This is a genomic window from Rhodococcus sp. PAE-6, from assembly GCF_025290685.1.
Lineage (GTDB): Bacteria > Actinomycetota > Actinomycetes > Mycobacteriales > Mycobacteriaceae > Rhodococcus > Rhodococcus pyridinivorans.
Genome location: NZ_JAOCLZ010000001.1, coordinates 707,053 through 727,370, shown reverse-complemented (window position 1 = coordinate 727,370; position 20,318 = coordinate 707,053). Strand labels below are relative to the sequence as shown.

Annotated in this window: 16 protein-coding genes and 1 pseudogene; 11 read left to right on the top strand and 6 right to left on the bottom strand. The window is 69.6% G+C overall.

What is annotated here, in order from left to right; all coding sequences use genetic code 11:
• Positions 1 to 43: 43 nt before the first annotated feature.
• Together NVV99_RS03350 and NVV99_RS03345 are read left to right on the top strand one after the other, a co-directional pair.
• Positions 44 to 880, top strand: a complete 837-nt coding sequence (locus NVV99_RS03350; RefSeq protein WP_006554252.1) for a GNAT family N-acetyltransferase — start codon at positions 44 to 46, stop codon at positions 878 to 880.
• Between the two features lie 32 nt (positions 881 to 912).
• Positions 913 to 2,754, top strand: a complete 1,842-nt coding sequence (locus NVV99_RS03345; RefSeq protein WP_197539116.1) for a penicillin-binding transpeptidase domain-containing protein — start codon at positions 913 to 915, stop codon at positions 2,752 to 2,754.
• A 2-nt stretch (positions 2,755 to 2,756) separates the two neighbouring features.
• Here the strand turns inward: NVV99_RS03345 and NVV99_RS03340 are convergent, their stop codons facing one another.
• Both NVV99_RS03340 and NVV99_RS03335 read right to left on the bottom strand, forming a co-directional pair.
• Positions 2,757 to 4,112 carry an APC family permease gene (locus tag NVV99_RS03340; RefSeq protein ID WP_024100647.1) on the bottom strand — a complete coding sequence of 452 codons (1,356 nt, stop codon included), beginning with the start codon at positions 4,110 to 4,112 and terminating at the stop codon, positions 2,757 to 2,759.
• Positions 4,113 to 4,161: 49 nt separating this feature from the next.
• The gene (locus tag NVV99_RS03335) at positions 4,162 to 5,025 is read right to left on the bottom strand and encodes a LuxR C-terminal-related transcriptional regulator (RefSeq protein ID WP_006554249.1); all 864 of its coding nucleotides are present in this window, start codon (positions 5,023 to 5,025) and stop codon (positions 4,162 to 4,164) included.
• A gap of 108 nt (positions 5,026 to 5,133) precedes the next feature.
• Here NVV99_RS03335 and NVV99_RS03330 point away from each other — a divergent pair, with 108 nt between their 5' ends.
• Positions 5,134 to 6,777, top strand: coding sequence for an AMP-binding protein (locus tag NVV99_RS03330; protein ID WP_019289131.1), 1,644 nt, complete (start codon positions 5,134 to 5,136; stop codon positions 6,775 to 6,777).
• Positions 6,778 to 6,842: 65 nt separating this feature from the next.
• Positions 6,843 to 7,700, top strand: coding sequence for a type I methionyl aminopeptidase (gene map, locus NVV99_RS03325; protein ID WP_019289132.1), 858 nt, complete (start codon positions 6,843 to 6,845; stop codon positions 7,698 to 7,700).
• 108 nt (positions 7,701 to 7,808) lie between these two features.
• On the opposite strand, the gene NVV99_RS03320 is transcribed toward map, so the two are convergent.
• Complete coding sequence (locus NVV99_RS03320; protein ID WP_228045018.1) at positions 7,809 to 8,189, bottom strand: hypothetical protein; 381 nt, start codon at positions 8,187 to 8,189, stop codon at positions 7,809 to 7,811.
• Between NVV99_RS03320 and NVV99_RS03315 the strand changes: the two genes are divergently transcribed.
• Positions 8,188 to 8,754 (top strand): alpha/beta fold hydrolase, encoded by a 567-nt coding sequence (locus NVV99_RS03315; RefSeq protein ID WP_024100650.1) that lies wholly within the window; start codon positions 8,188 to 8,190, stop codon positions 8,752 to 8,754. The two genes, NVV99_RS03320 and NVV99_RS03315, sit on opposite strands and share 2 nt — an antisense overlap.
• 75 nt (positions 8,755 to 8,829) lie before the next feature.
• On the opposite strand, the gene mtr is transcribed toward NVV99_RS03315, so the two are convergent.
• Both mtr and NVV99_RS03305 read right to left on the bottom strand, forming a co-directional pair.
• Complete coding sequence (gene mtr / locus NVV99_RS03310) at positions 8,830 to 10,203, bottom strand: mycothione reductase (protein WP_019289135.1); 1,374 nt, start codon at positions 10,201 to 10,203, stop codon at positions 8,830 to 8,832.
• The gene (locus NVV99_RS03305) at positions 10,200 to 11,270 is read right to left on the bottom strand and encodes an alpha/beta hydrolase (RefSeq protein ID WP_024100651.1); all 1,071 of its coding nucleotides are present in this window, start codon (positions 11,268 to 11,270) and stop codon (positions 10,200 to 10,202) included. The genes mtr and NVV99_RS03305 overlap by 4 nt, the downstream gene beginning before the upstream one ends.
• Before the next feature lie 187 nt (positions 11,271 to 11,457).
• On the opposite strand from NVV99_RS03305, the gene mqo reads away from it, so the two are divergent.
• The 4 genes from mqo (at position 11,458) to NVV99_RS03285 (ending at position 16,999) form a co-directional block, all read left to right on the top strand.
• Positions 11,458 to 12,984: a malate dehydrogenase (quinone) gene (mqo, locus tag NVV99_RS03300; protein ID WP_024100652.1), complete on the top strand. Its 1,527-nt coding sequence runs from the start codon at positions 11,458 to 11,460 to the stop codon at positions 12,982 to 12,984.
• Positions 12,985 to 13,080: 96 nt separating this feature from the next.
• A complete protein-coding gene (gene cobA, locus NVV99_RS03295; RefSeq protein ID WP_041803306.1) occupies positions 13,081 to 14,343 on the top strand; it encodes a uroporphyrinogen-III C-methyltransferase in 1,263 nt (420 codons plus the stop codon).
• A gap of 59 nt (positions 14,344 to 14,402) precedes the next feature.
• The gene (locus NVV99_RS03290; protein ID WP_228045118.1) at positions 14,403 to 15,824 is read left to right on the top strand and encodes an MFS transporter; all 1,422 of its coding nucleotides are present in this window, start codon (positions 14,403 to 14,405) and stop codon (positions 15,822 to 15,824) included.
• Positions 15,825 to 15,916: 92 nt separating this feature from the next.
• Positions 15,917 to 16,999, top strand: a complete 1,083-nt coding sequence (locus tag NVV99_RS03285) for an aromatic acid exporter family protein (protein WP_024100654.1) — start codon at positions 15,917 to 15,919, stop codon at positions 16,997 to 16,999.
• Here the strand turns inward: NVV99_RS03285 and yaaA are convergent.
• Positions 16,992 to 17,735, bottom strand: a complete 744-nt coding sequence (gene yaaA, locus NVV99_RS03280) for a peroxide stress protein YaaA (RefSeq protein WP_024100655.1) — start codon at positions 17,733 to 17,735, stop codon at positions 16,992 to 16,994. The two genes, NVV99_RS03285 and yaaA, sit on opposite strands and share 8 nt — an antisense overlap.
• A 53-nt stretch (positions 17,736 to 17,788) precedes the next feature.
• Here yaaA and NVV99_RS03275 point away from each other — a divergent pair, with 53 nt between their 5' ends.
• Both NVV99_RS03275 and NVV99_RS03270 read left to right on the top strand, forming a co-directional pair.
• Positions 17,789 to 19,522: a proline--tRNA ligase gene (locus NVV99_RS03275; protein ID WP_260782747.1), complete on the top strand. Its 1,734-nt coding sequence runs from the start codon at positions 17,789 to 17,791 to the stop codon at positions 19,520 to 19,522.
• A 119-nt stretch (positions 19,523 to 19,641) separates the two neighbouring features.
• Positions 19,642 to 20,305, top strand: a pseudogene (locus NVV99_RS03270) (O-methyltransferase).
• Positions 20,306 to 20,318: the final 13 nt, after the last annotated feature.

The following is a 20,318-nucleotide window of genomic DNA, read 5'->3' as shown; positions in this document are numbered from 1 at the left end:
GGCACTCTGATCTCGTATCGGCTTCTCGACGGGTGGTGAGCGAGTGCTCAAGCTTCTGGGCGTCCGGTCGTTGGGCGGACGTGACACCGCCGCGGTGCTCCGGGTGCTCTCCCGCGACCCCGTGGCCGCGTGCATGGTGGCCGGCCGCGTCGAGGAGTACGGACTCGACGGGCGTGCCGTCGGCGGCGAAATGTGGAGCCGCGGAGGCCCCGAGACCTCGCTGTGCTTCTCCGGCGCGAACCTCATTCCGCTGCTGGGCAGTCCGGACGACATCCAGGCGTTCGCCGAGCGCGCGAGTCGCGGGCCGCGACTGTGTTCGTCCATCGTCGGTCGCGCCGAGTACGCGCTGCCCATGTGGGAGCGGCTCGAATCCACGTGGGGCGCTCCCCGCGAGGTGCGCGCCGAACAACCCCTCCTCGTCCTCGACCGCGAACCGCTCGTGGACCCCGACCCGCTGGTCCGGCCCGTGCGGACCGACGAACTGGATGTGTATCTGCCCGCCGCGATCTCGATGTTCATCGAGGAGGTCGGCATCGATCCGCGAACCGGCGACGGCGGTGCGGGTTACCGGCGCCGCGTCGCGAGCCTGATCGCGGCGGGACGCGCCTGGGCGCGGTTCGAGGACGGACAGGTCGTGTTCAAGGCGGAGGTGGGTTCGCAGTCGTCCACGGTGGGCCAGATCCAGGGCGTCTGGGTCGATCCCGCGCATCGTGGCTCGGGCCTCGGCACGATCGGCACGGCCGCCGTGGCCTGCGCGGTCGCTCGCAGTGGTCGCCTGCCCAGCCTCTACGTCAACAGCTTCAACGCCCCGGCTCGTGGAGCCTACGCCCGCGCGGGTTTCCGTCAGGTCGCGACGTTCTCCACGGTGCTGCTCGACTGATTTCCCGTCGGCTCTGCCTACGATGACGGGCGATGAGACCTCGAAGTTCCACCCCGGCATCCCCGTACGCACGCGCACTCCGGATCGGCGCTGTGTGGTCGGCGGCCGTCGTGCTCCTCGGCCTGGCCGTCGCGTGCACGCCGCGGCCGGCCGGGCCGGAGGCCGCCGCCCAGGCGTTTCTCGACTCGTTCGCCGCGCAGGACGTCGCGTCGGCGGCGGATCGCACCGACCGCCCCGACGACGCGGCCGTCGCGATGCAGGAGGTCCTGGACGGGCTTCAAGCCGAATCCCTCATCGCCACAACGATATCCACCCGGATCAGCGGCGACTCCGCGACCGTGGGCTACAACTACGAGTGGCACCTGCCGAAGGAACGGGTATGGCAGTACACCGGTGAGCTCAACATGGGGCGCAGCGGGAACGACTGGATCGTGCGGTGGGCGAAGTCCGCGCTGCACCCGCAGCTCGGCGAACGGCAGACCATGCAGCTCCGCAGCAGCCCGGCGCCGCGTGCCCGGGTCAACGAGCACGCAGGCAGCGACATCCTCGTCCCCGGCACGGTCTACGGCATCGCCTTCGACGCCGCGCAGACCACCGATGTCGCCGGCGCCGCACGACAGCTCGCGTCGACGTTGTCGGAGTTCGATTCCTCGCTCACGGCGCAGGCGATCGCGGAATCGGTGACGGCCTCCTCCGGGCCGCGCTCGGTGATGCGACTGCGCGAGGACGACTACGAGCGCGTCGCCCCACGTCTCGCCGGGATCGACGGTGTCGTGGTGACCGAGCAGGCCGACCTCGTCGCGACCGATCGCAACTTCGCGCCGGATCTCGTGGGTCAGATCAAGAAGACCGTCATCGACGAGGTCGACGGCACGGCCGGGTGGAGCGTCGTCGTGGTGAACCAGTACGGCGTGGACACCGGGGTGCTCACCGAGACGCCGCCGCAACCGGTGCCGTCGTTCTCGGTCAGTCTCGACCGTCCCCTCCAGCTCGCGGCCCAGGCGGCCGTCGATGCCCGCACCGAGCAGGCGATGACGGTCGTGATCGAGGCGTCCACGGGTGCGGTGCTGGCGGTGGCCCAGAACAAGGCCGCCGACCGGGACGGCCCGGTCGCGCTGGCCGGCCAGTACCCGCCGGGCTCGACGTTCAAGATCGTCACCTCGGGTGCGGCGATCGCCGAGGGGAGCGCGACCCCGAACACGATGGTGCCGTGCCCGGGCCGCATCACGATCGGTGAGCGCAGCGTGCCGAACTACAACGAGTTCGAGCTCGGGACGGTCTCTCTCGCTACCGCTTTCGCCCGATCCTGCAACACCTCCTTCGCCAAGCTCGCCTCCGAGATGGCCCCGGACGCGCTGACCGTCGCCGCTTCGCAGTTCGGTATCGGTGTGGACTACGAGGTGGTCGGGATGCCGACCTTCACCGGATCGGTTCCGCCCGCGGAGGATCTCGTCGAACGGACCGAGGACGGCTTCGGTCAGGGCAAGGTGGTCGTGAGCCCGTTCGGGATGGCGCTCACCGCGGCGACGGTCGCCGCCGGCCGTACCCCGGTGCCCTATCTCATCGCGGGTCGCGAGACCGTTGTGAGCGGTTCGCCGCCGCCGGTGACGCCGGAGATGGTGGAGGGTCTGCGCGAGATGATGCGCCTGGTGATCACGAGCGGTACCGCCGACCGCATCCGGGACCAGGGCGACGTCTACGGCAAGACCGGCGAGGCCGAGGTCGAGGGCGGGTCGCACTCGTGGTTCGTCGGTTACCGCGGTGATCTGGCGTTCGCGACGCTCGTCGTGCGCGGCGGCAGCTCCGACAACGCGGTCGCGGTCACCCGCGACATGTTCGCCGCCCTGCCGCCGGAATACGACGAGGGAGCCTGAGCTCAGGTCGTACTCGCGGGCCGACCGTCGCGCCGGCCCGCGAGTCGCGTCACCAGCCACAGCACCACACCGATCCCGAGCAGCACCCCGGCCGTCCGGTACTGGGTCACGGGCCGGTCGACCCACGGCAGGACGAGGAACAGGCAACTGGCCGCCCCGAGCACCGGAAGGATCGTCGGCGCGCGGAAGTGTCGGTGCTCCACGTGGTCCCGGCGCAGGACCAGCGCGGCGACGTTGACGATCGCGAACACCCCCAGCAGGAGCAGCGCCGTCGTCCCTCCGAGTTCGGGCACCCCGCCGACGAAGACGACGAGACCGACCGCGAGCAGCGTCGTGAACGCGATCGCGACATAGGGCGTGCGGCGCGTGGGGTGCACCCGCCCCAGGACGGCGGGCAGGACGTCCTCGCGGGCGATGCCGTAGACCAGCCGGCTCGCCATCAGCATGTTGATCAGCGCGGTGTTGGCCACCGCGAACATCGTGACGAAGGCGAAGATCCCGACCGGGAACGCCGGCGCGCCGACCTCGACCACCCGCAGCAAGGGCGTCTCGCCCGCCCCGAGCTCCTCGGGCGCGACGAGCGCGATCGCGGTGATCGAAACGAGCACGTACACCAACGCGGCGAGACCCAGGCCGAGCAGCAGCATCCGGGGGAAGATCCGGGTGGGCTCCTTGCACTCCTCGGCCATGTTCACCGAATCCTCGAACCCCACCATCGCGAAGAAGGCCAGGGCCGTCCCTGCGACCACCGCGGAGAAGACGGACCGGTCGCCGGGATCGATCTCGACCGCACGCGAGAAGTCCCCGCCGCCGAAACCCAACGCCCACATGCCGATCGCGACGATGATGAGCAGGCCGCCCAACTCGACCATCGTGAGCACCACGTTGGTCTTCACGCTCTCGCCGACCCCGCGGAAGTTGATCACCGCCAGGACGAGGACGAAGACCAGCGCGATCACGGTGATCCCGGCCGTGCCGGCCAGGTCGAGTCCGAAGGCCTCGGCGAAGTTCGCGGCGAACGCCCGCGCAGCAGTGGCGGCAGAGGTGATGCCCGAGGACATCACGGCGAAGGCCACCAGGAAGGTCAGGAAATGCACGCCGAACGCCTTGTGCGTGTAGAGCGCCGCTCCGGCCGCCCGCGGATACTTCGTGACCAGCTCCAGATAGCTGAACGCGGTCACCGTCGCGACGGCGAACGCGACGAGGAACGGCAGCCACACCACGCCGCCGACCTCGTTCGCGACCTCCCCGGTGAGAGCGTAGATGCCGGTGCCCAGGATGTCGCCGATGACGAACAGCAGGAGCAGACCCGGTCCGAGGACGCGGACGAGCTGGGGTGAGTCGGTCGTCTCGGCCACCGCAGGCCCCCTTCCGCACCCTGTCCGCCGATGGGGGACCGGCCGGATATCAGGGCAGCAGACCCGATTTTCGCGCGGCGACGACGGCCTCGTGGCGGGAATGGACGTCGAGCTTGCTCATGGCGCTGCGCAGGTAGCTCTTGACCGTCTCGGCACCGACCGACAGGCGCTGGGCGATCTCGGCGTTGCTGCACCCCAGCGCCACATGGGACAGCACGTCGGTCTCGCGCGGGGACAGCACGACGTCCGTCGGTTCCGGTTCCGTTCCGTCGAGCACCCCGGCGAGACGGTCGGACAACGAGCGGAGCTTCTCCTGCAGCGCCGGATCGGTCGTGCCCTGCGCGAGCACCCGCAGCTCGGCGTGGACCTCGCGGACCTGCGCGGTCGCGACGGGATCGCGGTCGCCGGACGACCGCTCGAGCATCGCGAGTCGCCGATCGACCTCGTCGCGCACCTCGATCTCGTGCGCGAGACGTGCGGCCGCCTGCGCGAACGCCGTCACCGCCCGATCACCGACCGGCGCGCACTCGCGCGCGGCGCCGTACAACACCGCGCGGGCCTTGCCCTCGACGAGTACCGGCACGGCGAGGATGGACCGCAATCCCTCGTACAGAACGGGACGGTCGAAGTGGTGCGTGATCGACGCAGAGCGACCGTAGTCCGACACCGTCACCACCCGCGACTCCGCGAGGACGCGACCGCCGAGACCGGCCCGCGGAGGCACCACGACCCCCGCCAGGCTGTTGGTGCGGGTGCCGAAGAATTCGCTGAGCTGCAGCGATCCCTGCTGGACCTCGCCGGCGAAGACCACCGGCAACTGTGCCTGCGCCGCGGTGCGGCGGAGTTCACCGCGCAGGGCATCACCGTCACGGGGACGCAGCAGCGCCGACGAGGAGGACGACACGAACGCCACCCCTTTCCGGGGGTATCGGGGAACATGGTGTGACTCGAATCATAGACGTCGAACGGGTGTGCTCCACAGATCAGGAACACCCTGGCCGGTACGGACGAAAGGACCACAATGGGCGACACAGCGAGCCGCGTGCGGACACTGCTCGAGCGGTACGACACGGCAGACGCCTGCGCAGCCCGACTGCTGTGCGACGACCATCCCGCCGACGCGGTGGCGTTCACCGTCGTCGACGCGGACCTGAGCTCCACCGATCTCACCTACGGCGAGCTCCGCGAACGGTCGATCCGCTTCGCCGCGGCGCTGGCGGATCTCGGTGTCGAACCCGGCGACCACGTCGCGACGCTCATGGGCAAGTCGGCAGACCTGGTGGTCGCGGTTCTCGGTATCTGGCGTCGCGGCGCCGTGCACGTGCCGCTCTTCACCGCCTTCGCCCCGCCGGCGATCGCCTTCCGGCTCGACGCGAGCGGCACCAAGGTGGTCGTGGCCGATCGTGATCAGGCCGGCAAGCTCGCCGCCGGATCGGATCTTCCCGCCGAGGTGCCGTGGCAGGTCGTCGTGGCCGGTGAGGGAGACGCCGACGCGTCCGGGCGTGGGGCCCGCGACTTCGGCGAGCTGGTCGCCGCGCAGTCGGCCGACGACCCGCGTGGCGAGGCCGTCGCCGTCGGCGCCGAGGGGCGCCTGGTCCAGCTGTTCACCTCCGGCACGACCGGCACTCCCAAGGGTGTTCCCGTCCCGGTGAAGGCGCTGGCGTCCTTCCACGCCTACCTGGAGTTCGGCCTCGACGTGCGCAAGGACGACGTCTTCTGGAACGCGGCCGATCCGGGATGGGCGTACGGGCTCTACTACGCGCTACTAGGGCCGCTCGCGGCCGGTCGGCGCAGCCTCCTGCTGCACGCCGGTTTCTCGCCCGCGCTCACCTGGCAGATCCTCGACACCTTCGGGGTGACCAACTTCGCGGCGGCCCCGACGGTCTACCGCAGCCTCAAGGCCGACACCGCCGAGCACCCGCCGGTGCGGCTGCGTCGTGCCTCCTCGGCCGGTGAGCCGCTGACCCCGGACGTCCTCGAGTGGTCGAAGGAGACCCTCGGTGTCGTGGTGCGCGACCAGTACGGACAGACCGAACACGGCATGTTCGTCGTCGACGCGTGGGCGGACGAGCTGCGCGAGGACACCCCGGCGCGTTCGATGGGCAAGCCGCTGCCGGGCTGGAGCTGCGCGGTGCTGCGCGAGGACAGCGACGAGATCGCCGAGCCCGGTGAGGTCGGACGCGTCGCGATCGACGTGCACGCGAGCCCGCTCGTGTGGTTCACCGGCTACGTCGACGCACCCGAGAAGACCGCCGACCGGTTCAGCGAGGACGGCCGCTGGTACCTGACCGGCGACGCCGGCAAGGTCGACGAGAACGGCTTCTTCTTCTTCTCGTCCCGCGACGACGACGTGATCATCATGGCCGGTTACCGCATCGGTCCGTTCGACGTCGAGTCGGTGCTCGTGATGCACCCCGACGTGATCGAGGCCGCCGTCGTGGGTCTGCCGGACGAACTGCGGGGGGAGGTCCTCGAGGCGTTCGTGGTGCTGCGGGAGGGTGTCGAGGGCGACGACGCGGTCGAGGCGGAGCTGCAGAAGCTCGTGAAGCAGAAGTACGCCGCCCACGCCTACCCGCGCGCGGTGCACTTCGTGCCGCACCTGCCCAAGACGCCGAGCGGCAAGGTCCAGCGCTTCAAGCTGCGCCAGGCGGGCGCTGTGGGCTGATCGGCGCACGACGGCCCGATCGGTGGATGACGGGGGAGCGGGGCGCGGCGGCTAATCTGGAAGTCATGGCTACCCGCGCTCCGCTCGTCCCCGGCACTCCGACTCCCGTCCGGGAGGTGCCCGCATCGATCGAACGGCCGGAGTACGTGTGGAAGCCCACGGCGAAGGAAGGCAACGAGCCGTGGGTGCAGACACCCGAGACGATCGAGAAGATGCGACTCGCGTCGAAGATCGCCGCACAGGCCCTCGTCGAGGCCGGTAAGGCTGTCGCGCCGGGCGTGACCACCGACGAGATCGACCGCGTCGCGCACGAGTACATGTGCGACCACGGCGCCTACCCGTCGACCCTCGGCTACCGCGGCTTCACCAAGTCGTGCTGCACCTCGCTCAACGAGGTCATCTGCCATGGCATCCCCGACTCGACCGTCGTCGAGGACGGCGACATCGTCAACATCGACGTCACCGCCTACATCGACGGCGTCCACGGCGACACCAACGCCACCTTCCTGGCCGGCGACGTCTCCGAGGACGTCCGCCTGCTCGTCGATCGCACCCGCGAGGCCACGATGCGCGGCATCAAGGCGGTCAAGCCGGGCCGGGCCCTCAACGTCATCGGCCGGGTCATCGAGTCCTACGCCAACCGCTTCGGCTACGGCGTCGTCCGCGACTTCACCGGCCATGGTATCGGCGAGACCTTCCACAACGGCCTGGTGATCCTGCACTACGACCGGCCCGACATCGACACGATCATCGAGCCCGGCATGGTGTTCACCATCGAACCGATGATCAACCTCGGTACGCCCGACTACGAGATCTGGGACGACGGCTGGACGGTCGTCACCAAGGACCGCAAGTGGACCGCGCAGTTCGAGCACACCATCGTCGTCACCGACACCGGCGCCGAGATCCTCACCCTGCCGTGACCTCCGCTCGCTGAGCGAGCACGGAGTTCGGCCCCGACCCGGAAAGGATCGGGGCCGAACCTGTTCCGGAAGGCGGCCGGCCTGGGGTGCCGCGTTGCGGGCGACCTGTCAGGTCGCGCCCACGCACACCGCGGCCACCAGCAGGGGGAGCACCACCAGGGTCGTCGTCGGCGACGCGTCGACGATCCACGACCACAGCGACGACCACGACCGGGTCCACGTGACGAGGGTCGCGGCGAGACCGCCGATCACGACGACGGACGCGGCGGCCGTCAGCAGACCCGTTGCGCGCCAACGGTGCTGGATTGCCCCGACGAGCATCGACAGCGCAACGATCAGGAGCATGGTGGCGAAGAAGCCCAGGAACTGCACCACGGAACTGTCGGTGACGAAACGCAGGATCCCGAACATCCGCATGTCCACTCCCCAGCCCGTCGTCGATACGGCAAGAGGCGGAGCACGGACCGCGGCCATGTAGCGTTTGCCCATGGAATCGAGGACGGTGACCACGCCCGGTGGGGACGTGCAGGTTCGGATCGGCGGCCCCGAAAGTCGTTACACGGTGCTGCTCTTCCCCGACGCGGGGGAGGACGCAGGTGTGTACGACGTCGTGTGCGAGCGGCTGCACACGTCCGACCTGCGGACGATCGTGGTCGAGAAGATCGACGGACTCGCGCCCGCCGACGTGTTCGCCCTACTGGACGCCCTCGCCCTGCCCTGGGTTCATCTGGCGGGCAGCGGCGCGGGAGCCGAACTGGCCTGGGCCGTCGCCGCAGGACGCTTCGGACGCTTCGCGAGCCTGGTGGTCGCCGACCGCGGCCATCCCGCGGTCGCGGATCGTGACGGCACGGTGCGCGACGCGTCGGCGCCGCCCGCGGAGGTGCCCACCACGATCGTCGTGGGCGATGCCTCGCGTCGACCCGAAGCGGACGCATCGATGCGCTACGTGACGGGAGAGTTCCGGGTGGTCGAACTCGCCGGGGTCGCCAACGTGCCCGCCGAGGCGCCCACCGACTTCGCGTCCGCGATCGCGCTGCGCACCGGAAGCTGGTGAGACGCGTGTGGCCTGCGGCCCGGAGAGGGCAGCAGGCCACACGGCGCTGGTGAAGGTGCTCGGAGACCCCGAAGTTCAGAGACCCAGCAGGGCGTTCTCGACGAGTTCGGGCAGCGCGGGGTGAATCCAGTACTGCCCGGTCGCCATCTCCCGCGCGGGCAGACCGAACGACATGGCCTGGATGAGGGGCTGGATGACCGTCGACGCCTGGGCCCCGATGATGTGGGCGCCGAGCAGCAGACCCGTCGACCGATCGGCGATCAGCTTGCAGAAACCTTCGGTGTCCTCCATGGCCCAGCCGTAGGCGACGTTGCCGTAGTCCTGGATCTTGACGGAGATGTCGAATCCCACCTCCCGGGCCTCGGCCTCGGTGAGACCGACCGACGCGATCTGCGGATCGGTGAACACCGCGGAGGGGACGTAGCGGTGGTCCGTCCGCTGCAGACCCGTGGTGTCGCCGCTCCACGCGTCGTGCAACAGGTTGTGCTGGACGACCCGCGCCTCGTGGTTGGCCACGTGCTTGAGCTGGTAGGGCGACGACACGTCGCCGAGGGCGAACACACCTGCCGCGGACGTGCGCTGGAACTCGTCGACCACGATCCGGCCCTTCGCATCGAGTTCGATGCCGGCCGCCGCGGCGTCGAGCAGGTCACCGTTGGGCTGCCGACCTGTCGCGACGAGCAGGGCGTCGCCGCTCACGACGGTGCCGTCGGCGAGTTCGACCTCCACGCCGTCGCCGACCGGACGGAACGCCCGGGCCGGATTGGCGAGGTGGACGTCCCACTTGGCCGCGGCGAGCGCCGTGAACCGCTCGGAGACGTCGGCGTCGAGGTGCCGCAGTAGACGGTCGGTCCGCGCGATCACCGACACCCGCGTGCCGAGCGCCGAGAAGACGTGGGCGAACTCCATCGCGATGAAACCCGTCCCGAGGATTACGAGGGACTCGGGCAGTTTAGGCAACCGCATGATGCCGTCGCTCGTGTGATATCTCACACCGGAATCGAGTACCTCCTGCGGGATCGCGGGCCGCGAACCGGCCGCGACGACCACCTGGTCCGCGGTGATCACCTCACCGGTTCCGGTGTCGATGCGGCGCTCGCCGACGAACCGCGCGTGACCGTCGTAGACGGTGACGTTCGCGCAGTCCTCGCGGCGGTAGCGCTCGCCGCCCGCAGCGATGGGATCGATGCGACCGAAGATCCGGTCGACGATGTCGTTCCACCGCACTCCGTCGATCGACGCGTCGACGCCGTACTTCGCCGCGGTGCGGACCGTGTGGGCGACCTCCGCGGCGTAGACGTACATCTTCGTGGGGATGCAGCCCACGTTGAGGCAGGTGCCCCCGAAGGTGCCTTCTTCGAGGAGAGCGACGCGCTTCCCGTCGTACCGCTCGTCGAGGATCGAATTCCCCGATCCTGTGCCGATGATCGCGAGGTCGTAGTGGGTCACGCGTGCTCTCCCGTGAGTCGGTGCAGTACGGAAACGGTGGCGGAGTCGTCGGAGTCGTCGGCCTCGGTTCGGGAACCGGAGGTGTCCGCCTCGTCCGCTCCGTCCAACCATTCCAGCCACAAGTCCAATTCCCGGAAGGCCTCCGTCAGGGGACCGGGTGTGGACAGGAACACGTCGTGACGGGCACCGTCGATCGGCACGATCGTCGTGCGGTTGCCGAGGCATCCCGCCCATCGGGCTATCTGGCGGACGTCGAGGACCGCGTCGACGGTGTCGACGCTCGCGTCGTACCGCGGAGCGAAGCGCGAGGCACCGGACCGCAGGATCAGCGACGGCACCCCGATGTCGAGCCCGCGGTGCAGGACGGCCTGGCCCCGCCGCACGGCACGTAACCAGCCGAAGCGGACGGGGAACCCGGTCAACGGCTTCCAGTCGAGGTCGTAGCGCCAGCCGTCGCACTGCAGGCTGCGGCCGTAGGCCTCGGTCTTCGGCAGCGGTATGAGCGCGCGCGGGCGGAGGCGGCCGACGATGTCGACGGCCGCCGTGCCGACATTGCGCAGGTAGGACGGTCCCTGCAGGTCGAACCACGGACTGTTCAGGACGAGACCCACGATGCCCGCCGCGGCAACCCCGCCGGGCCGGCGACGGAGACGGTCGAGCCACAACGGCAGGACGAGCCCGCCCGTCGAGTGGGCCGCCAGCAGCACACCGCCACCGACCTCCTCGCGCACCACGCGCAGCGCCTCGTCGAGTTCGGCGTCGTAGTGGGAGAGATCGGTGACGAAGTGAGGGGTGTGCCCGGGTGCCCGCGAACGACCGCACTTGCGCAGGTCCAGCGCGAAGAAGCGGTAACCGCGCGCCGCGAAGTGCTCGGCGAGGTGCTGCTGGAAGAAGTAATCGGTGAAGCCGTGGACGTAGAGCACCGCCCGGTCGGGGAGATCGGTAGACGGAGGCTGGTAGCGCACCAGGGTCGCCGAGATCTCGCCTTCGCCGTCGGGGTCGGTGCCCAGCGGCAGTTCGAGCTGTTCGTAGCCGTCTCCGAGGACGTCAGGACGCCAAGTAGTCACTATCACACCCTAGGTGTGTTCGCCGACCACCGCTCATGGGTACACAATGAGGTGAAATGAAACGCCGGACCACGCGCGGGTAACCTGTCGGTCGCATTCGCGCGCCGCGTTGACGGGACACCCACGCGAGACGGTACCTCCGTACTTCGGCGGCGCGTGCGAACCAGACAAGGAAGTCGATTTCCCAGTGTCAGAGAACGTAGTAGCGAAAACCGATGTAGTGCTCGTGGGCGCGGGCATCATGAGCGCAACCCTCGGTGCGTTGTTGCGTCAGGTGCAGCCCGACTGGTCGATCACCGCGTTCGAGCGCCTCGACGCCGCGGCCGCCGAGAGCAGCGACCCCTGGAACAACGCCGGTACGGGCCACTCCGCGCTGTGTGAGCTCAACTACACTCCTGAGAAGCCGGACGGTTCGGTCGACATCGCGAAGGCCGTCAACGTCAACGAGCAGTTCCAGGTCTCGCGCCAGTTCTGGGCGTACGCCGTCGACAACGGCATTCTGTCCGACCCCAAGAACTTCATCAATCCGGTTCCGCACGTCAGCTTCGTACACGGCGCCGAGAACGTGAAGTACCTGCGTGCCCGCTACGACGCCCTTGCCGGCCATCCCCTCTTCGAGGGCATGGAGTACACCGAGAGCCCCGAGGTCTTCACCGAGCGTCTGCCGCTCATGGGCAAGGGCCGCGACTTCTCCGACCCGGTTGCCCTGAATTGGACGCAGACCGGCACCGACATCGACTTCGGTGCCCTCACCAAGCAGCTCATCAACCACGTCGCGGCCTCCGGCGGCACCGTCTTCTTCGGCCACGACGTCACCGACGTGTCCAAGCAGTCCGATGGCAGCTGGATCGTGAAGGTCCGCAACCGTCGCACCGGCGAGTCGCGCAAGGTCCAGGCGAAGTTCGTCTTCGTCGGCGCCGGCGGCGGCGCGCTGCACCTGCTGCAGAAGTCGGGCATCAAGGAGATCAAGGGCTTCGGTGGCTTCCCCGTCTCCGGTGCCTTCCTGCGCTGCACCAATCCCGAGGTCATCGCGCAGCACAGCGCCAAGGTCTACGGCAAGGCCGCGGTCGGTGCCCCTCCGATGTCGGTGCCGCACCTCGACACCCGCGTCATCGGCGGCAAGCAGGGTCTGCTCTTCGGTCCCTACGCCGGCTGGTCGCCCAAGTTCCTCAAACAGGGCGGCATCATGGACCTGCCCAAGTCCGTCAAGCCCGGCAACCTGATGTCGATGCTCGGCGTCGGCGTCACCGAGCTCGGCCTGGTCAAGTACCTCGTCGGTGAGCTCATGCAGTCGCCCGCCGACCGCATCGGCACCCTCGCCGAGTTCGTGCCCGAGGCGCGCCTCGAGGACTGGGAGCTCATCGTCGCCGGCCAGCGTGTGCAGGTCATCCGACGCAAGGGTGCGGGCGGTGTCCTCGAGTTCGGTACCGCCGTGGTCAACGCGGGTGACGGTTCGATCGCCGGTCTGCTCGGTGCGTCGCCGGGTGCCTCGACGGCCGTTCCGGCCATGCTCGACGTCCTCGAGCGCTGCTTCCCGCAGCAGTGGGCGGGCTGGCAGTCCAAGCTCCGCGAAATGGTCCCGTCGCTCGGTCTGAAGCTGTCCGACAACCCCGACCTGTTCCGCCAGGTATGGGACCACAGCACGAAGTCGCTGCAGCTCGACGTCGTCTCCGACACCGTGGCCGAGGCACCCGCAGAGGCCGCCGCGGTCTGATCCGATCACTGCACCTGTGGCCCGGGGCGATGCCCGGGCCACAGGTGTCCCGAAGGTGGGTCCGATCGGATTCGCCCCGACACGAGAGATGGGGAGATGCCCGTGTCCGCTGCCGCTGAGGACGAGACCAGTTACCTGGTCGGACTCGATCTCCGTGGACGCCGCGTCGTGATCGTCGGAGGAGGCAGCGTCGCGCAGCGGCGTCTCGGTCTGCTCGTCGCGTCCGGTGCCGACGTCCACGTGGTCGCCCGGGCCGCGACCCCCGTGGTCGAGAGCATGGCGACGAAGGGCCGCATCTCCCTCGACCTGCGCGACTACCGCGACGGCGACCTCGACGGCGCGTGGTACGCCATGGCCTGCACCGACGAACCCGAGACCAACGCAGCGGTCGTCGCCGAAGCCGAACGCAACAGGATCTTCTGCGTCCGCGCGGACAACGCCCGTCACGGCAGCGCCGTCACCCCCGCCACGGCCCGCTACGAGGGTCTGACCGTCGGCGTCCTCGCCGGTGGCGACCACCGCCGGTCCGCCGCCGTGCGCACCTCGATCCGTGACGCCCTCGCCGGAGCGGCCGTCACCGAGTTCGCCGAGACCGCGCCGAAGCCGGTCGGCGTCGCCCTCGTGGGCGGAGGACCGGGCGATCCCGACCTGATCACCGTGCGCGGTCGACGCCTCCTCACCCGCGCCGACGTGGTCGTCGCCGACCATCTCGCCCCGCAGGAACTGCTCGCTGAACTCGACTCGCACGTCGAGGTGATCGACGCGGCGAAGCTCCCGTACGGACGGGCCATGGCCCAGCAGGTCATCAACGAGACCCTCATCGACCGCGCAAAGGCCGGCAAGTTCGTCGTCCGACTCAAGGGCGGCGACCCGTACGTCTTCGGTCGCGGTTACGAGGAGCTCGAGGCCTGCACCGCGGCCGGCATCCCGGTGACCGTCGTCCCCGGCATCACCAGCGCGATCTCCGTGCCGTCTGCGGCCGGGATCCCCGTCACCCACCGTGGGGTCACCCACGAATTCGTCGTGGCCAGCGGCCACGTCGCGCCCGGACATCCCGACTCGCTCACCGACTGGGACGCGCTCGCCAAGCTGCGCGGCACCCTGGTCCTGCTCATGGCCGTCGAACGCATCGAGCAGTTCGCCGACGCCCTGATCGCCGGCGGACGTCCCACCGACACCCCCGTGGTCGTCGTGCAGGAGGGCACGCTGAGCAGCCAACGTGTGGTGCGTGCCGATCTGTCGACCGTCGCTCAGCGTGTCCGGGACGAGGCCGTGCGCCCGCCCGCGATCGTCGTGATCGGGCCGGTGGCCGGATTCGGACTCGATCCGCGGACCGGCTCCGACTCGGACGGTGGGTAACGTTGGATCACGTGTCAGCCACTTCGCATCCGTCGGCCACCCGCGCGGTCGCTCTGGCCATGCTGGTCCTCAGCGGCCTCCAGTTGATGGTCGTGCTCGACGGAACGGTCGCGAACCTCGCGCTCGCGCCGCTGCAGAGTGATCTGGGACTGTCGGATGCGGGTCGCAACTGGGTCCTCACCTCCTACGCCCTCGCCTTCGGCGGGTTGATGCTCCTCGGCGGCCGTCTCGGCGACAGCTACGGACGCAAACGCACGTTCATGGGCGGAGTCGGCCTGTTCACCCTGGCCTCCCTGCTGTGCGGTCTGGCGACCGGCGAGGCGATGCTCATCGGCGCCCGCGCCCTGCAGGGCGTCGGCGCCGCGGTCGCGTCCCCGACCGCCCTCGCGCTCGTCGCGACGACCTTCGCCGCAGGTCCGGCACGCAACCGCGCCATCGCGGTCTTCGCGGCCATGACCGGTGTCGGGTCCATCGCCGGACTGATCCTCGGGGGTGCGCTCACCCAGCTTTCGTGGCGCTGGATCTTCCTCATCAACGTCCCTATCGGCGTCCTCATCGTCGTGCTCGCCGCGATCGCGCTGCGTGAGACCGCCTCCGAACGCCTCGCGCTCGACGTGCCGGGCGCGATCCTCGCGACACTCGGATGCACCGGCCTGGTCTTCGGTCTCACGGAGGGTCCCGAAGTCGGTTGGTCGAGCCCCTCGGTCATCGGCGCGATCGTCGCCGGCTTCGTGCTGCTCGGAGTGTTCCTGCTCGTCGAGCGGCGGGCGGAGAACCCGCTGCTGCCGTTCGTGCTGTTCCGCAACAAGGACCGCGTCGCGACCTTCGTGGCGATCTTCTTCGCGGGCGCCGTGATGTTCAGCCTCGCGGCCTTCGTCGCCCTGTTCGTGCAGGACATCCTCGGCTACAGCCCGCTCGCCGCGGGTCTGGCCTTCGTGCCGTTCGCCTTCGGTCTCGGCGGTGCCGCCGCGGTGTCGTCGAAGCTGGTCGCGCGGATCGAACCGCGCTGGCTCGTGGTCACCGGCTCGGCGATCATGACTGTCAGCCTGCTCTACGGCTCGACCATGGACGGCAGCGTCCGCTACTTCCCGACCCTGTTCGTGCTGGTGCTCGTTGTCGGCTTCGGGGTCGGCCTGGCCGTGGTCCCGCTGCCGCTGTGCGCGATCTCCGGGGTGGGACCGCACGAGATCGGACCGCTCTCGGCGATCGCGCAGGTCGCCCAGACTCTCGGAGGTCCGGTCGGCCTCGGGGTGATCGGTGCGATGGCCACCTCGCGGACGATGTCGCTCGGTGGTGTCTCCGGAGCCGTCGCCGACATGACCGACGCCCAGCTCGTCGCCCAGGGCGAGGGATACATGTTCGCGCTCGTCGGCTGCGCGGTCTGCGCGGTGATCGCCGGTGTCGCGGCTCTGTTCATCCGCTTCACTCCCGAAGAGGTCGCGCAGGCGCAGGAGGCCGAGAAGGCCGCGCAGACCTCCTGACCGTCGGACCGTCACCGTGGCGGACGAGCGATCGCTGCGGCGGATGAGTTTGCTCACGCCTGCCACGCACGACCCCCGGGTACCCGACACTCATGCAGGTCGGTGTTCGCGAACGGGGCAGATTCGTCGGATCGTGGATCGTCCGCGCGGTGCGCGAGGCCGGACACGAGCGGTACGTCGCCCTCCAGGCGTTCCGGTCCACGCTCGCCGCGGTCGTCGCGTGGCTCGTCGTGACCGAGGTCTTCCACTTCCAGCAGGCCTTCCTCGCGCCCTATGTCGCGGTCTTCCTCGTCGAGGCGACACTCGTGCGCTCGCTCCAGCAGGCGGTGGTGCAGGTCGGGGCGGTGGTTGCGGGTCTGCTGGTCGCGGTCGTGGTGACGCGGCTCGTGGAGTCGACGACCGCTGCGATCGGCATCGCCGTGGCGATCGGCTACTTCGCGGGTCGCTGGCGACGGTTCGGGGCCAGTGGCATCTGGGTGGCGATCACCGCGCTGCTGGTGATCGCGACGGGCGCCTCGGACAGCCCGATCCTGCTCGGTGAACGACTCGCGGAGACGGCGATCGGCGCGGCGATCGGCGTGGCCGTGACGGCGCTGGTCTTCCCGCCGGTGTACTCGGCGGGCAAGGAGGCCCGCGAACTCACCGGTGAGCTGCGCGACCTGCTGCGGGACATGGCGTCCGGATGCCGTGAGGGATCGTCGGGGGTGCGGGACTGGGTGCAGCGCGCGCGGGGCATCGACAGCCTCGTGCAACGCGCCTTCGAGGAATCACGGTGGGCGCACGAGAGTGCCCGGATGAACCCACGCCCCGCCGCTGCACGGGCCGGGGAATGGGCACGTCGCTGGGACCGGACCCTCGACGACCTCTCGTCGGTGTCCAGCGCTGTCGAGGAACTCGCGCACGCTCTGGACCCCGTACTCGGCGACGACGTCGCCGAAGCCGACCGTCGCCGCCTGCGGACGGCGATCGCAGCGATGCTCGACGCCCTCGCCGAGATGGTCGATGCCGTGGGGGCGGGCCGGGAGGTCGACCCCGACGGGACGTGCCGCAGCAATCTCACCGAACTCGAACGGTTCGCCACCGAATCGGACGACCTGGTCCTGACCGCGCGACTCGGCGCCGTCCTGCACACGGCTCGCCGGATCGTCGCGGCGATGGGACTCGAGGTCAGGTGAGCACGACCAGCTCGGTCGGCGACTCCACCTCGACCCTCAGTCCCGCCTTCGTCGCGACGCGGGCGAGCGCTCCGATATCGCTCGGCTCCGCGCGGGTGAGGACCAGCGCGCGGGCCAGCAGGCCCTTGTGGTGCTTGTTGAAGTGGCTGACGACCTTGCGGGTGCCGTCGGGCTGCTCGGTGAGCACGGTTGCGGTCACCGCACCTGGCACGGGACCGAGCTGCTGGTAGACCCCGGAGCGGAGATCGACCACGAGGTCGCCGCCGGCCTCGGCCACCAGCGCGTCGGTGAGCTCGTTCCGCCACACGGACTTCACGGTGCCGAAGCCGGGCAGTTTCGACCCTCCGGAGAGGCGGTAGGCGGGGATCGGATCCGCAGCCCGGACCGCGCCGAACAGCGCCGACCCGATGCCCAGGCGTCGATAGGCCTTGTCGCGCTGCGCCTTCGTGAAGGCTCCCGCGTCGAGCGCGTCGTACAGCACGCCGGTGTACCGCTCCAGCGCCGGGCGGGTGGGGGAGACCCACAACTTCGCGTTGCGTTCGATCTCGTCGGCGCCCTTCGTACCCAGCCCGAGTGCGCGGCTCGACTCCTCGGGGTCGGCGGAGAGGTCGACGAGGGCCTGCACGAGCATCTCCCGCGTCTCCGTCAACTGCGGCATCGACAGGTCGGCGAGATCGAGCGGTCCGCCGTCGCCGCCGTCGGACTTGGTTTCGGAAGGGGGGAGAAGCACCAGCACAACCGGTAACCGTACCGACGTCGCGGAAGGTGGCCACGGTAGGCTGCACGGTCGTGATCACCCGCATGTCGCACCTGTTCCTCCGCACCCTCCGAGACGACCCGGCCGACGCCGAGGTCGCGAGCCACAAGCTGCTGGTCCGAGCCGGATACGTGCGACGAATCGCGCCAGGTGTGTACTCGTGGCTGCCTCTGGGGCTGCGGGTGCTGCGGCAGATCGAGCGGGTGGTGCGCGAGGAGATGAACTCCATCGGAGCGCAGGAGATCGCTCTGCCCGCGCTGCTGCCGCGCGAACCCTACGAGGCCAGCAACCGGTGGACGGAATACGGCGACAGCCTGTTCCGGCTGAAGGACCGCAAGGGCGGCGACTACCTCCTCGGACCCACCCACGAGGAGCTCTTCGCGCTCACCGTCAAGGGCGAGTACAACTCCTACAAGGACTTCCCGGTCACGCTCTACCAGATCCAGACGAAGTACCGCGACGAGGAGCGCCCCCGCGCCGGCATCCTCCGCGGTCGCGAGTTCGTCATGAAGGACTCCTACAGCTTCGACCTCACCGACGAGGGCCTGGCCGACTCGTACAAGGCGCACCGCGACGCCTACGAGCGCATCTTCGCGCGTCTCGGCGTGAAGTACGTGATCGTCTCGGCCACCTCCGGTGCGATGGGTGGCAGCGCCTCCGAGGAGTTCCTGGCCGACTCGCCTGCGGGTGAGGACACCTACGTGCGGTGCCTCCAATCCGGCTACGCGGCGAACGTCGAAGCGGTGAAGACGCTCGCGCCGGAACCGCTGCCGATCGACGGACAGCCCGAGGCGGTCGTGCACGATACCCCCGGCACCCCGACGATCGCCTCGCTCGTCGCCGCGGCGTCGGAGGTCCTCGGCCGGGAGGTCACCGCGGCCGAGACGCTCAAGAACGTCATGGTCAAGGTCCGGCAGCCCGGTGGCGAGTGGGAGCTGCTCGGCATCGGCATCCCCGGCGACCGCGAGGTCGACGACAAGCGCCTCGAGGCCTCGCTCGAACCCGCCGAGGTCGAGTTGCTCACCGACGCCGACTTCGAGGCCAATCCCTTCCTCGTCAAGGGCTACATCGGCCCGAAGGCGCTGCTCGCCAACGGTGTCCGCTACCTCGTCGACCCCCGCGTGGTCGACGGCACCAGCTGGATCACCGGCGCCGACGAGCAGGGCAAGCACGTCTTCGGGCTGGTCGCAGGTCGCGACTTCACCCCGGACGGCACGATCGAGGCCGCCGAGGTGCGCGACGGCGATCCGTCGCCCGACGGAGCCGGCCCGCTCCTCTCCGCCCGCGGCATCGAGATCGGCCACGTCTTCCAGCTCGGCCGCAAGTACACCGATGCCTTCGCGGTGGACGTCCTCGGCGAGAACGGCAAGCCCGTCCGCCCCACGATGGGCTCCTACGGCGTCGGCGTGTCACGCCTCGTCGCGGTGGTCGCCGAACAGCAGCACGACGAGAAGGGCCTGCGCTGGCCGTCGGAGATCGCACCGTTCGATGTGCACCTGGTCATCGCCAACAAGGACGAGCAGGCCCGCGAAGGCGCCGAGAACCTCGCCGAGGAACTCTCGAACGCCGGCCTCGAGGTGCTCCTCGACGACCGCAAGGCGTCGCCCGGCGTGAAGTTCAAGGACTCGGAGCTGCTCGGCATGCCGCTCGTCGTCGTGGTCGGCCGCGGCTTCGCCGACGGCAAGGTCGAGGTCCGCGACCGTTTCTCCGGCGAGGCCGACGAACTGCCGATCGGTGAGGTCGTCCAGCGCATCGTCAACCGCTGACGCTCTTATTCGCCGATACAGGCGGAACCCGGTGTCCCTGCGACCTGCCGTCGCGGGGGCACCGGTGTATGTGGCAGAAGTCGCCGTGGTGCGCTGCGCGCCGAACCACAATGAGGTGCATGGCCGACAACTGGAGTGCGACCGACAACTACCTCACCGACCGACGTGCTGATCGGCGACGATCCTGCGCTGAGCTCAGCGCTCGAGGCGAACGCCGCAGCGGAACTGCCGCCCATCGACGTGTCCGCGCCGCAGGGCAAGTTCCTGCACCTGCTCGCACGGATCCGGGGTGCCCGCCGGGTCCTGGAGATCGGCACCCTCGGCGGATACTCGACCATCTGGCTTGCCCGGGCCGTCGGGGAGTCCGGCCGGGTGGTCACCCTCGAATACGAGCGCAAGCACGCCGAGGTGGCCCGCGCCAATCTCGACCGCGCCGGCGTCGGTGACCGTGTGGACATCCGAGTCGGCCCCGCCCTGGACTCGCTGCCGGGCCTGGTCGACGAGGATCCCTTCGACCTGGTGTTCATCGACGCCGACAAGGAGAACAACAGCAACTACGTGCGCGCGGCGCTCGGGCTGTCGCGACCCGGCACCGTCATCGTCGTCGACAACGTGGTGCGGGCAGGGGCCATCGTCGATCAGGGCAGCGACGACGAACGGGTCCGCGCGTCGCGGGACGTGCTCGAACTGCTCGCCCGCGAACCGCGCCTCGACGCGACGGCGTTGCAGACCGTCGGATCGAAGGGCTGGGACGGCTTCGCGCTGGCGGTCGTGACCGGGTGACCCGTGCTTCGGA

What these genes read in the sequence shown, in the direction of transcription:
- NVV99_RS03345 (WP_197539116.1), top strand. Translation starts at nt 913, where the DNA reads ATGAGACCTCGAAGTTCCACCCCGGCATCCCCGTACGCACGCGCACTC.
- NVV99_RS03330 (WP_019289131.1), top strand. Translation starts at nt 5,134, where the DNA reads ATGGGCGACACAGCGAGCCGCGTGCGGACACTGCTCGAGCGGTACGAC.
- map (WP_019289132.1), top strand. Translation starts at nt 6,843, where the DNA reads ATGGCTACCCGCGCTCCGCTCGTCCCCGGCACTCCGACTCCCGTCCGG.
- NVV99_RS03315 (WP_024100650.1), top strand. Translation starts at nt 8,188, where the DNA reads ATGGAATCGAGGACGGTGACCACGCCCGGTGGGGACGTGCAGGTTCGG.
- NVV99_RS03320 (WP_228045018.1), bottom strand. Translation starts at nt 8,189, where the DNA reads ATGGGCAAACGCTACATGGCCGCGGTCCGTGCTCCGCCTCTTGCCGTA.
- cobA (WP_041803306.1), top strand. Translation starts at nt 13,081, where the DNA reads ATGCCCGTGTCCGCTGCCGCTGAGGACGAGACCAGTTACCTGGTCGGA.
- NVV99_RS03290 (WP_228045118.1), top strand. Translation starts at nt 14,403, where the DNA reads ATGCTGGTCCTCAGCGGCCTCCAGTTGATGGTCGTGCTCGACGGAACG.
- NVV99_RS03285 (WP_024100654.1), top strand. Translation starts at nt 15,917, where the DNA reads ATGCAGGTCGGTGTTCGCGAACGGGGCAGATTCGTCGGATCGTGGATC.